The organism is Streptomyces sp. SCSIO 30461 (genome assembly GCF_037023745.1).
Taxonomy (GTDB): domain Bacteria; phylum Actinomycetota; class Actinomycetes; order Streptomycetales; family Streptomycetaceae; genus Streptomyces.
Window position 1 is genome coordinate 1,151,525 of the sequence record NZ_CP146101.1, and the last position, 12,175, is coordinate 1,163,699.

The window sequence follows — 12,175 nt, forward strand, 5'->3', positions numbered from 1 at the left end:
AGATCGGCAGGGCAGTGCGCAGGGAACGGGCAGGAGGCGGCCGGTGACCGTCGACGACACGACTTCCGGTTCCGGCGCGGGCGCTTCCGGGCCTTCCGGTGGATCGGGACCGGCTGGTTCTGGTGGACCCAGCGGTGCCACGGGCGCCACCGGTCCCGGTGGCGCGGCCGGTTCCGGCGCCGCAGGGGCCTCAGGGGGGTCGTCCGGCGACTCCGGCGGGAGTGGCAGCGGTACCGGCGGGCGCAAGCAGCAGGCGTCCGACTCGGTCTACCCGACCCCCCACCACGAGGTCGACCACACGGCCGAGCCCACCAAGGATCCGCTCGCCATCCGGCTCGAACAGCTGATCCTCGGCGCCGACCGCCGCTACACGCCCTTCCAGGCCGCCAGGACCGCGGGCGTGTCCATGGACCTCGCCTCCCGCTTCTGGCGTGCCATGGGTTTCGCCGACATCGGCCAGGCCAAGGCCCTCACCGAGGCCGATGTGCTCGCTCTGCGGCGACTGGCCGGCCTGGTCGAGGCCGGCCTGCTGAGCGAGCCGATGGCGGTGCAGGTGGCCCGGTCGACCGGGCAGACCACGGCACGGCTCGCCGAATGGCAGATCGACTCGTTCCTGGAGGGCCTGACCGAGCCCCCGGAGCCGGGCATGACCCGCACCGAGGTCACATACCCCCTGGTCGAGCTGCTGCTTCCGGAGCTTGAGGAGTTCCTCGTCTATGTGTGGCGGCGCCAGCTCGCCGCGGCCACCGGCCGGGTCGTCCAGGCGGCCGACGACGAGGAAATGGTGGACCGCAGGCTCGCGGTCGGCTTCGCGGACCTGGTGGGCTTCACCCGGCTGACCCGGCGCCTCGAGGAGGAGGAGCTCGGCGAGCTGGTGGAGTCGTTCGAGACCACCTGTGCCGATCTGGTGGCCGCGCACGGCGGACGGTTGATCAAGACCCTCGGCGACGAGGTGCTCTACGCCGCGGATGACGCGGGCACCGCGGCGGAGATCGCCATGCGGCTGGTGGAGACGATGGCCAACGACGAGACGATGCCCGCACTGCGGGTCGGAATCGCCTTCGGGACGGTCACCACGCGGATGGGCGATGTGTTCGGCACGACGGTGAACCTGGCCAGCAGGCTCACCTCGATAGCCCCGAGGGACGCCGTCCTGGTGGATGGAGCGTTCGCGGAGGAGCTGGCCCGAACCGGCGACGCGCCGGTCTCCGAGGCCAAGGCCGCGGAGGAGGCGGCCATGGCCGAGAAGGAAGGCAGGAACGGGGCAGCGGACGCCGCGGATGGCTCGCGGGGCGATGGGCCCGTGCCGCCGTCCAAGTACCGCTTCGCCATGCAGCCCATGTGGCAGCGCCCGGTGCGTGGACTCGGAGTGGTCGAACCCTGGCTGCTGACGAGGCGGGGCACCTAGAGTCTTTCGTTTGGATCTTGCCGGCTCGCGTGCCTTGGCACCGTTCCCCTTGCCACCGCTCCCCCTGGCTCCGCCGGGGAGACCCCGATACCGCTCCCCTTGGCCCTGCGGGCCCGGGAGGTGCCCCCGTCGCCGGGCGGCATGGCTCACCCATGCTGACGCGGGGGACCCCGGACTCCCTCCCCCGCCTTGCGATCCTTCCCCTCGGCCCCCAGGGGGCCTGGGGAGACCCCATGCCTCGGCCCCTGGGGGGCCTGGGGAGACCCCATGCCTCGGCCCCCGGGGGGCCTGGGGAGACCCCATGCCTCGCCCCCCGGGGCCCCATGCCTCGGCCCCCGGGCCACCTGACAACTTGCGGAGACCCCGTGCACGAGACCTCGCTCCCTGGCCCGGCCTGATTCAAGCGAAAGGCTCTAATATCACCTCCCGGTGAACCATCGTTAACATCGTCGTCAGCCGGGAGGCCTTGATCATGTCCGAGCAGCGCTTCGGGGAGTTCGTCGTCGTACGCCGCCATGAGGGCGGCCATGTCGCGGAGCTGGTGCTCGACCGGCCCAAGGCGATGAACGCCGTCTCCACCGGCATGGCGCGCTCGATCGGAGAAGCCTGCGACGCGCTCGCGGCGGACTCGTCGGTACGGGTGACCGTGCTGACCTCGTCGAACGATCGGGCCTTCTGCGTCGGTGCCGACCTCAAGGAGCGCAATTCCTTCACCGACGCCGAGCTCGTGCGGCAGCGGCCCACCGCCCGTGCCGCCTACACCGGGGTCCTGGAGCTGCCGATGCCGACCGTCGCGGCCGTGCACGGCTTCGCCCTGGGCGGCGGCTTCGAGCTGGCGCTCTCCTGCGACGTCATCGTGGCCGATCGGACCGCCGTCGTCGGGCTGCCCGAGGTGTCGGTCGGCGTGATCCCGGGCGGTGGCGGTACGCAGCTGCTGCCGCGCCGGGTCGGCACGGCACGTGCCGCGGAGTTGGTGTTCACCGCGCGGCGTGTGGAGGCGGCCGAGGCGCGGGAGTTGGGTCTCGTGGACGAGCTTGCCGACGATGCTCGCGGGGCGGCGCTGGAACTCGCCGCGCGGATCGCTGTGAACTCTCCGGTCGGCCTGCGCGCGGCCAAGCGTGCGATGCGCCTCGGGCACGGTCTCGACCTGCGCGCGGGACTTGAGGTCGAGGACGCGGCGTGGCGCTCGGTGGCGTTCTCCGGGGATCGCGCGGAAGGCGTGGCCGCGTTCAACGAGAAGCGCAAGCCGCAGTGGCCCGGAGAGTGACCCGGACCCGGGGGTGAGAGCAGATCCGGGAGTGCCCCGGACCTGGGAGCACCCCGGAGGGTGAAATCATCCCTGATGTCCGAAGGACCCTAAGCTGGGGTGATGGGTGAGGATGTGCGGCTGCGAGCCGTGGTGGCGCTCGCACAATCGATGGCCGCCGCGCACACTCCGCGCGAGTCGTGGCGGGCGGCGGCCATCGGTGCGTGCGAGGCGCTGGACGGGCGCTTCGCCGCTCTGTCGGTCTGGGAGCGTGACCGGGGTCGGCTGAGAGTGCTCGTCAACGCGGGGGACCGGGCACCGGACGAGGACGAGTTCCCGGAGGGCGAGACCTACCCCGTACACCGCTTCCCGGAGATCACCGAGTTCCTGCACGAGCAGTGGGCCGGCGGCGGGGCGCCGCGAGCCTGGGTCGAGACGGCGGAGGGGGCCGGGGTCGACGCCCCGGGGGGACATGGCTACAGCCACCACCGGGTCGACGCGCTCCGCCGGCGCGGTCGAGGCTGCTGTGTGGTCGCGCCGATCGTGCTGCACGGGCGCGCCTGGGGCGAGTTGTATGTGGCGAGGGCAGTAGAGCGACCGGTCTTCGACCGGGACGACGCCGACTTCGCGACCGTACTGGCCTCTGTGATCGCCGCTGGGATCGCCCAGCAGGAGCGTCTCGAAGAAGTGCGCCGGCTCGCCTTCACCGACCCCCTGACCGGTCTGGCGAACAGGCGTGCCGTGGACGTACGTCTGGACGCGGCGATCGAGCAGTACCGGGTCGACCGGTCCGTGGTCTCGCTGGTCGTCTGCGATCTGAACGGCCTCAAGCGGGTCAACGACACGCTCGGCCACGCCACGGGGGACCGGCTGCTCGAACGCTTCGGCTCGGTGCTCTCGCTGTGCGGCGCGATGCTGCCGGGTGCGCTGGCCGCGCGGCTGGGCGGCGATGAGTTCTGTCTGCTGACGATGGGCCATCCGGCGGACGACGTGGTGCGCGTGGCCGAGGAGCTCTGCGAGCGTGCGGGAGACCTGAAGCTGGGGGAGGGGGTGGCCTGCGGGGTCGCGTCGACCGGAGACCCGATCGGCCCGGTGCGCTCGGCCCGCCGGCTCTTCCGTCTCGCGGACGCGGCCCAGTACCGGGCGAAGGCGGCTCGCGCGCGCGGTCCGGTGGTGGCGGGGCGTGATGACACCGTGCTGCCGCTCGCCGATACGCCTCCGGCCGGCCCGCAGGACCGGCGCCGCTTCCGTGACGCGCCCCAGTGAGGACCGCGACGAGAACGGCGGCGCGGGCCGCGACCGGAACGGCGATGAGAACGGCGCCGAGGACCGCGAGGAAGGCCGCGGAGCCTCCCTTCGGAACGGGTGGTGACAGAGACAGATTCAGTCCGTAGGGTGCTGAATATGGATATGCACACTGTCGCGGTGGGGACGTCCGGGACCACCGTCGAGGATGTCATCGCCGTCGCCCGCGGAAACGCGCGCGTCGAGCTCACCGACGACGCGCGCACCGCGCTCGCCGCCGCCCGCCAGGTCGTCGACGCGCTGGCCGCGAGGCCCGAGCCCGTCTACGGGGTGTCCACCGGCTTCGGCGCCCTCGCCACCCGCCACATCGGCCATGACCTGCGCACCCAGCTCCAGCGCAACATCGTGCGCTCGCACGCTGCCGGCATGGGCCCGAGCGTCGAACGCGAGGTCGTACGGGCCCTGATGTTCCTGCGGCTGAAGACCGTGGCCTCAGGCCGGACCGGCGTGCGTCCCGAGGTCGCCCAGACCATGGCCGACGTGCTGAACGCCGGGATCACTCCCGTCGTCCACGAGTACGGCTCCCTCGGCTGCTCCGGCGACCTCGCCCCACTGTCGCACTGTGCGCTGGCCCTGATGGGCGAGGGTGACGCGGAGGGTCCCGACGGCACCGTACGCCCCGCGCGCGAACTGCTCGCCGTGCACGGCATCAAGCCCGTCGAGCTGCACGAGAAGGAGGGCCTGGCGCTCCTCAACGGCACCGACGGGATGCTCGGCATGCTGGTCATGGCCATCGCCGACCTGAAGCGGCTCTACACCTCCGCCGACATCACCGCGGCCCTCAGCCTCGAAGCCCTGCTCGGCACCGCGAAGGTCCTCGCCCCCGAGCTTCACGCCATCCGGCCCCACCCCGGGCAGGCGGCAGCCGCCGCCAACATGCGGGCCGTGCTGGAGGGTTCCGAGCTCACCGGCCACTTCCAGGAGGAAGAAGCCCCCCGCGTCCAGGACGCCTACTCGGTACGCTGCGCGCCCCAGGTCGCCGGAGCCGGCCGGGACACCCTCGCCCACGCCCTGCTCGTCGCCGAGCGTGAACTCGCCGCCGCTGTCGACAACCCGGTGGTACTGGTGGACGCCACCGGGACGGGTGAGGGCCGGGTCGAGTCCAACGGCAACTTCCACGGCGCGCCCGTCGCGTATGTACTCGACTTCCTCGCCATCGCGGCAGCCGACCTCGGCTCCATCGCCGAACGCCGCACCGACCGTCTCCTGGACAAGAACCGCTCGCACGGCCTGCCGCCCTTCCTCGCCGATGACGCCGGTGTCGACTCCGGACTGATGATCGCCCAATACACCCAGGCCGCCCTGGTCAGCGAGATGAAGCGGCTCGCCGTACCGGCGTCCGCCGACTCCATCCCGTCCTCCGCCATGCAGGAGGACCATGTCTCGATGGGCTGGTCCGCCGCCCGCAAGCTGCGCACCGCCATCGACAACCTCACCAGGATCATCGCCATAGAGCTCTACGCCGCGACCCGCGCGATCGAGCTGCGCCGCAGCCTGCGCCCCGCCCCCGCCTCCCGCGCGGCGATCACCGCCCTGCGCGGCGCCGGCGTGGAAGGCCCTGGCCCCGACCGCTTCCTCGCACCCGAACTCGCCGCCACCGAGGCGTTCGTGAGGGACGGGGCGCTGGTGGCGGCGGTCGAGCCGGTGACGGGCCTGCTGGCCTGATCCGGCCGCGGCCGGCGGCACCGCCGTCCCTCATCACGCCCAGGTGCCCGGGTGCCGTCCGACGATCGGACGGCACCCGGGCACCTGCGCCGTATGCGGCCCGCTGCGGTTCCTGCGACCCCTATGGAGCAGCGGCCTTCGCCCCCGGCCGCGGAGCGCGTCAGATGGAGCGCGCACCACGCCGCATCGCGAAGGACACGAACCCCGCGCCGACGCAGACGAAGGCGGTACCGGCGATGAGGTACGGGGTGGTGTCCACCGCGCCCGTGTCGGCGAGCCGCAGCGGCGAGCCGTCGGCCTCGCCCTGCGCCACCGTGCCCACAGACTCCGCTCCCGGCCCGGAAGCGGAGGCTCCGGACCGCGGTGTGGCTGCTGCCCCGGCCGACTGCCGACTCTCGGCTTCCGCCGTCGCGTTCGCCGAGGGGACGAACCACAGCGCACAGAGCAGGGTCCCGGCCGCGGTGGCGGTGAGCAGCGGGCGGCGAGCGACGGACACGTGAGGGTTCCCCTTGCGACAGCGGTGACTTGACCGCGTTCGTTGGTGCTGCCGCGATGCTAATGAATGCAGCGGGTCGTGGGAAAGTGCCGACCGCGTCGGGTCGTACGCTCCCGCGTATGACCACTTCTGAGTCTTCACGCTATGTGCGCTTGCATGTCGAATTGGTACTTGAGGTCGGGGAAGCGGAAGCCCTCGCCGACGCCGCCCTTGAGCGGGTCGAATCCGACGAGTCCATGCAGGAGGACGAGCGCACCCACGCCCGTTCTGCGGTGCGAGAGGATTCCGCGGAGGCGCTCGCCTATCTCGTGGACCCCTTCGACCTCGTCAGTGACGTGCCGGGGGTCGATCTCGCGCAGGCGTCGTGGAGCTGCGAGCAGGTCGATCACGACCCCGATGCGCAGGAGTGGGACGGCGACGAGGAAGATGAGCACGCGTGACCCGCGTCGGTGTGGGGCAGGCGTGAAGCCGGGCCCCCTCCCGGTGGGCCCGGCGGCCCCCGGGAGGGGGCCGTTGCAAAACCGCAACGGCCCGCCGCAACCGGCGCGGGCACGAACCGCGTCGGTGAGTGGTGTTGCCCACATCTTTCTTCAGATGTGGAACCGGGCGGCCCCTTTTGGGTCTTCTTGATTGCGTTGGCAGGGAATCGGCGACTATGGAGAAGCGTGTGATGACGGACAGCAAGCGGCGCAGGGCCCTCGCGGCAGCGTCCGTGGTGCTCGGCAGTGTCCTGGTGCTCAGCGGCTGCAGTAGCAGCGCGGACAAGGCTGCCGCCGACGGCTCGAAGAACTCACAGGGTCAGGACCAGGTCGACGCGGCGGCGGCGAAGGACTCGTCGGATGCCCGAATAGCCATCTCGCCGAAGAACGGCGCGACCGACGCCAGCATCAACAAGAACACCAAGGTCACCGTCAGTGACGGGACGCTCACCTCCGTCACCATGACCACCAAGGACGGCAAGACCGTCGAGGGCTCCCTTGCCTCCGACGGCAAGAGCTGGCAGCCCGACGGGCAGCTGGAGCGCGCCACCACCTACAAGATCGCGGCCACGGCCAAGGACTCCGAGGGCCGTGAGGCGCACGAGAACGCCTCCTTCACCACGGTCTCGCCCGACGACAGCTTCATCGGCGAGTTCACGCCCGAGGACGGCTCCACCGTCGGTGTCGGCATGCCGGTCTCGATCAATTTCAACAAGCCGATCACGGACCGCAAGGTCGTCCAGTCCGGCATCACCGTCAGCTCCAGCAGCGGTCAGGAGGTCGTCGGCCACTGGTTCAACTCCCAGCGGCTCGACTTCCGACCCGACCAGTACTGGCAGGCCGGCTCCACCGTCACCCTGAAGCTGAACCTCGACGGCGTCGAGGGCGCCGAGGGCGTGTACGGCGTACAGGAGAAGACGGTCACCTTCAAGATCGGCCGCAACCAGGTCACCACCGTCGACGCCGCCACGAAGACCATGACGGTCACCCGGGACGGCAAGACGGTCAAGACGATCCCGATCTCCGCCGGTTCACCCGACAACCCCACTTACAACGGTCAGATGGTGATCTCCGAGAAGTTCAAGGAGACCCGGATGAACGGTGCCACCGTCGGGTTCACGGACGACGACGGCAAGGGCGAGTACGACATCAAGGACGTCCCGCACGCCATGCGGCTGTCTGCGTCCGGCACCTTCGTGCACGGAAACTACTGGGGCGACGACAGTGTCTTCGGCAACGTCAACACCAGCCACGGCTGCATCGGCCTGAACGACGTCAAGGGCGCGGGCGACCCGAACCAGGCCGGCGCGTGGTTCTTCAACAACTCGATCATCGGTGATGTCGTGGTCGTGAAGAACTCCAAGGACAAGACGATCAAGCCGGACAACGGCCTCAACGGCTGGAACATGGGCTGGGCCGACTGGAAGGCGGGCTCCGCGGTCTGAGCCGCTCCGCTCGCTCCGCTCCCGCCACCGACAACCGATGGCCTCCCGGATCCACCGATCCGGGAGGCCATCGGCCGTTTCGCGATGTCCTGCCGCTGTGAGCGGCCTCAGTGCGTCGCCGGGCGGCCCGAACCCGACGACGCCTCGTCCACGCCCCACTGCGCCAGCAGCCCGAGCGACTGGGCCGAAGTCGACTCCGGCTCCGCCTGGTACGTCACCGGATGCAGATCCTCCTCGTCGGGCAGCCGCAAGGTCTCGTACGCCAGGGTCAGGTCCCCCACCAGTCGGTGGCGCAGCCGCTTGGTGCCGTGCCCCTTCTCCTGCACGGTGTGCGCGGCCCACGGCGTGCGGAAAACATCGCTCTTGACCGACAACTCGCCGATCAGCGCCGACAGCTGGGGATCGTCCGGATAGCAGCCCGCGCAGAGCCGCAGCACGCTCACCACCTCGACCGCCTTGCACTGCCAGTCCAGGTACAGATCCCGGGCACCGGGATCGAGCCGGCGCCGCGCCGACCAGATCAACGAGGCCTACGACCGAGTGCCGGCGAGCGATGTCCGCTACCGCTTCGTGATCGACACCGCCACGATCTGAGCGCGGGCACGACTGCCCCGCGTGGTCGTGGCCTGCCCCGTGTGGTCGATTACCCCGGAGGTAATCGACCACACGGGGCGTCACCGGCACGATCGGGCCATGACCACTGTGAACGCGTACAACGCCTACGCCGTCGCGAACCTCCGGCCCCCGGCCCGTCTCCACGACGAGGTCCTCAGCTACCTCGAGCGCATCCAGGCCACCCTCGACCCCTTCGGCGGGCGGTTCCTCGTACACGGCGCGCCGGAGCGCGAGGCCCGGGAAGGAGAGTGGCCGTCCGCTCTGGTCCTCATCGGCTTCCCCTCGATGGACGCCGCCCGACGCTGGTACGACTCGGCGGCCTACCAGGAGCTCATCCCGCTGCGGACCCGGCACATGGCGGGCGATGCGATGCTGATCGAGGGCGTCCCGCCGGGCTACGACGCGGCGGCGAGGGCGGGCGCGCTGCGGGCCGCCCAGGCCCGGCAGGCGCCGTGAGCCCGCATGCCGGAGTGCGCGATCAGTGGTCGAACCGGGTCAGGAGGAACTCCATCGCCGCTTGGTCCGGCGCGTTCCACGGTGCCGCCCCCGCGACCCCGCACAGAGCGTCGACCATCTCGCCGGTGGCCCCCGTGGCGGGTGGCAGATGGGAGGAGAGCACCAGCTGGGGGTCCCGGTCCCGGATCGGCTGGAAGGCGGCCGCGAACCGCTCCGGGTCGACCAGTTGCACCCAGGGGCTGTCGATGGTGGCCCAGAGCAACTGCGCGGCCTCCAGATCCTCCGGGTCGACCTCGCTCACATCGCCCGCCTCGGCGAGCTCGGCGGTCGGCAGCGGCCCGGCGAAGCAGTGGGAGCTGAAGCAGGCGCCGGAGTGGTCGTCGAAGAACCCGACCGTGGTCGGATTGTGGTAGAGCGGAGGCCGGAAGCCGACGAGCGTGCGGTCACCCACCGCCAGCGACTGCCCAGGGTTCAGCAGATACAGCTGCTTCACCGGGATCGGCCGCTCACAGCCGAGCAGCCCCGCCGTCCCGAACGTACACACCACCCGCGCCCGGGGGGCCGCCGCCAGCAACGCGTAGAGCCCCCCGGTGTGGTCGCGGTCCGGGTTCGTCAACCAGATCCACCGCACATCCGCCGGATCGATGACGCTCCCCAGCGTCTCCGGGAAGTCCCGGTCCGGCAGCCCGAGCCCGGTGTCCACGACCACCGGCTCGGCGGCGAACAGCACATACGCGTTGACCGCGAGGTAGCCGATCCCCGGCACCTCCAGGCTGTCGCTCAGCAGGGTGATGTCCGGCCGCACCTTGTGAATGTGCATGCCTCCATCGTCTGCCCCTGCCGATGGGCGCGCACCCGCGGCGCCACGGTGCCCTTCGTGTACCCGGGCACGCGGTCGGCACCTGCTCCGCTCACCGGCGGCGGACAGGCGTCACCCGTGTCGGCAGAGGGGGCTTGGAGCCGCTGCCCCGCGTCCTGGAAGAGCTTGTCGATATGGCGTCGATCGCCCGCAGCAGCAGGTGGACGGTGGGCGTGGCGTCGCGGGTCAGGAGGGACTTTCGCAACACGCCCTAGGACTCAAGTCCTTCGGGGAAGGGGCTCGCAAGGGCGTCCGCCGTCCGGCGGTCAGCCTTCCGTCTCTGCCAGACCGATCGGGCACGAGACGCCCGTGCCGCCGATCCCGCAGTACCCGGCCGGGTTCTTGTCCAGGTACTGCTGGTGGTGACCTTCCGCCGGATAGAAGGTGCGGCCCTCCGCGGGGAGCAGCTCCGTGCTGATGGTGCCGTAGCCGGAGCCCGTCAGGACCTGCTGGTAGGCGGCGCGGGACGCCTCGGCTGCGGCTGCCTGCGCGGGGGAGTGGGTGTAGATCGCCGAGCGGTACTGCGTACCCACGTCGTTGCCCTGGCGGAAGCCCTGGGTCGGGTCGTGGGACTCCCAGAAGACCTTCAGCAGCTGCTCGTACGACACGACGGACGGGTCGAAGACCACCCGGACCGCCTCGGTGTGGCCGGTCAGACCCGAGCAGACCTCCTCGTAGGTGGGGTGCTCGGTGTGTCCGCCCTGGTAGCCGACCAGTGTCGTGTAGACGCCCGGGATCTGCCAGAACTTGCGCTCCGCGCCCCAGAAGCAGCCCAGACCGAAGTCCGCGGTCTCCAGCCCCGCCGGGTACGGGCCGATGAGCGGGTTGCCCAGGACCGTGTGGCGGGACGGGACGTCGAAGGCGGGGGTTGCGCGCCCGCGGAGGGCCTGCTCGGGAGTGGGCAGCTCGGGGACGCGGCGGGACAGAAACATGCTGGGCTCCTCGGTGTAGGGGGGCTCGTACGAGGAACGCACGAGCCCCCCGCCGCATTCCTCGGCAGCGTGGGCGGCCGCGACGGATCGCACGTCGGACGTGCCGTCGGTGTCGGACGTGCCGTCAGTGCGGCAGCGTCGCCGGACTGCCGCCGTTCGCCTCGTACCCGGCCACCGCCAGTGCCCGGTACACCGCGTACAGCCCGGCAGGGTCCGCCTCGTGCGTCCACGGCAGCGCCCCGACATGCCCGTCCACGTGCACCAGCTGCTGCATCGCCTCGGCCCAGCGCTCCATGCGCACCAGGAAGAGCACCAGCAGGTGCCGCACCTGAGGCAGCACCGGATCGTCGGCGTCGGCCGAGTGCGTCGCGTGCAGTGCGCCGTCCACGGCCTTGGTCACCACGGCGCTCTCGTAGAAGCCGGAGACGAGATTGACCTCGGGGATGTGCTCGTACACCGCGAACAGCGGCAGTGCGGCCAGCAGCGAGCCCCGCGGTGCCCGGGCGGCCGCCGTCGTGGCGAAGTGGTCGGCCTCCTCGCGGGAGCCGTGCCACTTCTCGCACCAGTAGTGCAGCGCCGCGAGATGCGCGCCCATGTGCGCGGGTGCCCGGTCGATCACCTTCGCCCACAGCTGGTCGAACTGCTCGTGGGGATAGCCGAGGCCACGGGCGGCGGCCAGCTCGATGATGTACGGCACGGGGTCGCCGGGCGCCAGCAGCGCCGCCGCACCGCAGACCGTGCGCGCCTCCTCCAGGATGATCCTGAAGTCGTCGCTGCCCACGCCGCCGGAAGACCGCCAGGCCTGCTGCACCAGGAACTCGGCGTGCACCGCGGCGCCGCCCGCGTCCTTGGGCGACTCGGAGCGCCACGAGCGCAGCCAGGCGCCCCCGGTGCCCGGCTGCTGCTGGAGTTCCAGCGAAGCCGCGCCCGCGAACGCCTGGACGCGCTGCCAGCGCAGCTCGCCCTCCTTGGGGGTGCCCGCGAGCAGCTGCGACGCGGCACGCCAGTCCTGTGTGCGCTGGACGACATCCAGTACGTCCATGAGGTCCTCGTCGGGCCCCGGCAGCCTCAGATCCAGCTGCTCCTGCCGTACGAAGCCGTACGCGGCCGGGTCCGCGGCGTCCGGGGAGCCGGGGGCCACCTGGCGGATGCCGCCACGACGGCGCAGCAGGAACGGACCTATGACCGCGAACAGCATGAGGATCGCGATCAGGAACCAGAGAATCTCCATAACGCCCATTGTCCCGGACCGCGTGGGGAAGCCCGCGC

The 12,175-nt window shown here is 71.2% G+C and carries 11 protein-coding genes and 1 pseudogene; 7 read left to right on the forward strand and 5 right to left on the reverse strand.

Annotated elements, in window-relative coordinates; genetic code table 11:
* The first annotated feature begins 43 nt into the window (after nucleotides 1–43).
* The 4 genes from V1460_RS05265 (at nucleotide 44) to hutH (ending at nucleotide 5,624) form a co-directional block, all read left to right on the forward strand.
* Nucleotides 44–1,408, forward strand: a complete 1,365-nt coding sequence (locus tag V1460_RS05265) for an adenylate/guanylate cyclase domain-containing protein (RefSeq protein WP_338672431.1) — start codon at nucleotides 44–46, stop codon at nucleotides 1,406–1,408.
* A 472-nt stretch (nucleotides 1,409–1,880) separates the two neighbouring features.
* Complete coding sequence (locus V1460_RS05270) at nucleotides 1,881–2,675, forward strand: enoyl-CoA hydratase-related protein (RefSeq protein ID WP_338672433.1); 795 nt, start codon at nucleotides 1,881–1,883, stop codon at nucleotides 2,673–2,675.
* A gap of 102 nt (nucleotides 2,676–2,777) precedes the next feature.
* Nucleotides 2,778–3,920, forward strand: a complete 1,143-nt coding sequence (locus V1460_RS05275; protein WP_338672435.1) for a sensor domain-containing diguanylate cyclase — start codon at nucleotides 2,778–2,780, stop codon at nucleotides 3,918–3,920.
* A 144-nt stretch (nucleotides 3,921–4,064) separates the two neighbouring features.
* Nucleotides 4,065–5,624 (forward strand): histidine ammonia-lyase, encoded by a 1,560-nt coding sequence (gene hutH, locus V1460_RS05280; RefSeq protein WP_338677906.1) that lies wholly within the window; start codon nucleotides 4,065–4,067, stop codon nucleotides 5,622–5,624.
* 160 nt (nucleotides 5,625–5,784) lie between these two features.
* Here the strand turns inward: hutH and V1460_RS05285 are convergent, their stop codons facing one another.
* Entirely contained in the window at nucleotides 5,785–6,120 is a 336-nt protein-coding gene (locus tag V1460_RS05285; protein ID WP_338672437.1) for a hypothetical protein, read from the reverse strand.
* Nucleotides 6,121–6,239: 119 nt separating this feature from the next.
* Here V1460_RS05285 and V1460_RS05290 point away from each other — a divergent pair, with 119 nt between their 5' ends.
* Together V1460_RS05290 and V1460_RS05295 are read left to right on the forward strand one after the other, a co-directional pair.
* Nucleotides 6,240–6,560 carry a hypothetical protein gene (locus V1460_RS05290; RefSeq protein WP_338672439.1) on the forward strand — a complete coding sequence of 107 codons (321 nt, stop codon included), beginning with the start codon at nucleotides 6,240–6,242 and terminating at the stop codon, nucleotides 6,558–6,560.
* Between the two features lie 215 nt (nucleotides 6,561–6,775).
* Nucleotides 6,776–8,044, forward strand: a complete 1,269-nt coding sequence (locus tag V1460_RS05295) for an Ig-like domain-containing protein (protein WP_338672440.1) — start codon at nucleotides 6,776–6,778, stop codon at nucleotides 8,042–8,044.
* A 107-nt stretch (nucleotides 8,045–8,151) separates the two neighbouring features.
* On the opposite strand, the pseudogene V1460_RS05300 reads toward V1460_RS05295, so the two are convergent.
* Nucleotides 8,152–8,544 (reverse strand): annotated as a pseudogene (locus V1460_RS05300) (transcriptional regulator); the annotation flags it as partial.
* 193 nt (nucleotides 8,545–8,737) lie between these two features.
* Between V1460_RS05300 and V1460_RS05305 the strand changes: the two are divergent.
* Nucleotides 8,738–9,115, forward strand: a complete 378-nt coding sequence (locus tag V1460_RS05305) for a DUF1330 domain-containing protein (protein WP_338672441.1) — start codon at nucleotides 8,738–8,740, stop codon at nucleotides 9,113–9,115.
* A 22-nt stretch (nucleotides 9,116–9,137) separates the two neighbouring features.
* Here V1460_RS05305 and V1460_RS05310 read toward each other — a convergent pair whose 3' ends face one another.
* The 3 genes from V1460_RS05310 to V1460_RS05320 all read right to left on the reverse strand — a co-directional run bounded on the left by V1460_RS05310 (nucleotide 9,138) and on the right by V1460_RS05320 (nucleotide 12,137).
* Entirely contained in the window at nucleotides 9,138–9,935 is a 798-nt protein-coding gene (locus V1460_RS05310; RefSeq protein ID WP_338672442.1) for an MBL fold metallo-hydrolase, read from the reverse strand.
* 305 nt (nucleotides 9,936–10,240) lie between these two features.
* Nucleotides 10,241–10,906, reverse strand: a complete 666-nt coding sequence (msrA, locus tag V1460_RS05315) for a peptide-methionine (S)-S-oxide reductase MsrA (protein ID WP_338672443.1) — start codon at nucleotides 10,904–10,906, stop codon at nucleotides 10,241–10,243.
* Between the two features lie 124 nt (nucleotides 10,907–11,030).
* Nucleotides 11,031–12,137, reverse strand: a complete 1,107-nt coding sequence (locus V1460_RS05320) for a hypothetical protein (protein WP_338672444.1) — start codon at nucleotides 12,135–12,137, stop codon at nucleotides 11,031–11,033.
* Nucleotides 12,138–12,175: the final 38 nt, after the last annotated feature.

What these genes read in the sequence shown, in the direction of transcription:
- V1460_RS05270 (WP_338672433.1), top strand. Translation starts at nt 1,881, where the DNA reads ATGTCCGAGCAGCGCTTCGGGGAGTTCGTCGTCGTACGCCGCCATGAG.
- V1460_RS05275 (WP_338672435.1), top strand. Translation starts at nt 2,778, where the DNA reads ATGGGTGAGGATGTGCGGCTGCGAGCCGTGGTGGCGCTCGCACAATCG.
- hutH (WP_338677906.1), top strand. Translation starts at nt 4,065, where the DNA reads ATGCACACTGTCGCGGTGGGGACGTCCGGGACCACCGTCGAGGATGTC.
- V1460_RS05290 (WP_338672439.1), top strand. Translation starts at nt 6,240, where the DNA reads ATGACCACTTCTGAGTCTTCACGCTATGTGCGCTTGCATGTCGAATTG.
- V1460_RS05295 (WP_338672440.1), top strand. Translation starts at nt 6,776, where the DNA reads ATGGAGAAGCGTGTGATGACGGACAGCAAGCGGCGCAGGGCCCTCGCG.
- V1460_RS05305 (WP_338672441.1), top strand. Translation starts at nt 8,738, where the DNA reads ATGACCACTGTGAACGCGTACAACGCCTACGCCGTCGCGAACCTCCGG.
- V1460_RS05310 (WP_338672442.1), bottom strand. Translation starts at nt 9,935, where the DNA reads ATGCACATTCACAAGGTGCGGCCGGACATCACCCTGCTGAGCGACAGC.
- msrA (WP_338672443.1), bottom strand. Translation starts at nt 10,906, where the DNA reads ATGTTTCTGTCCCGCCGCGTCCCCGAGCTGCCCACTCCCGAGCAGGCC.
- V1460_RS05320 (WP_338672444.1), bottom strand. Translation starts at nt 12,137, where the DNA reads ATGGAGATTCTCTGGTTCCTGATCGCGATCCTCATGCTGTTCGCGGTC.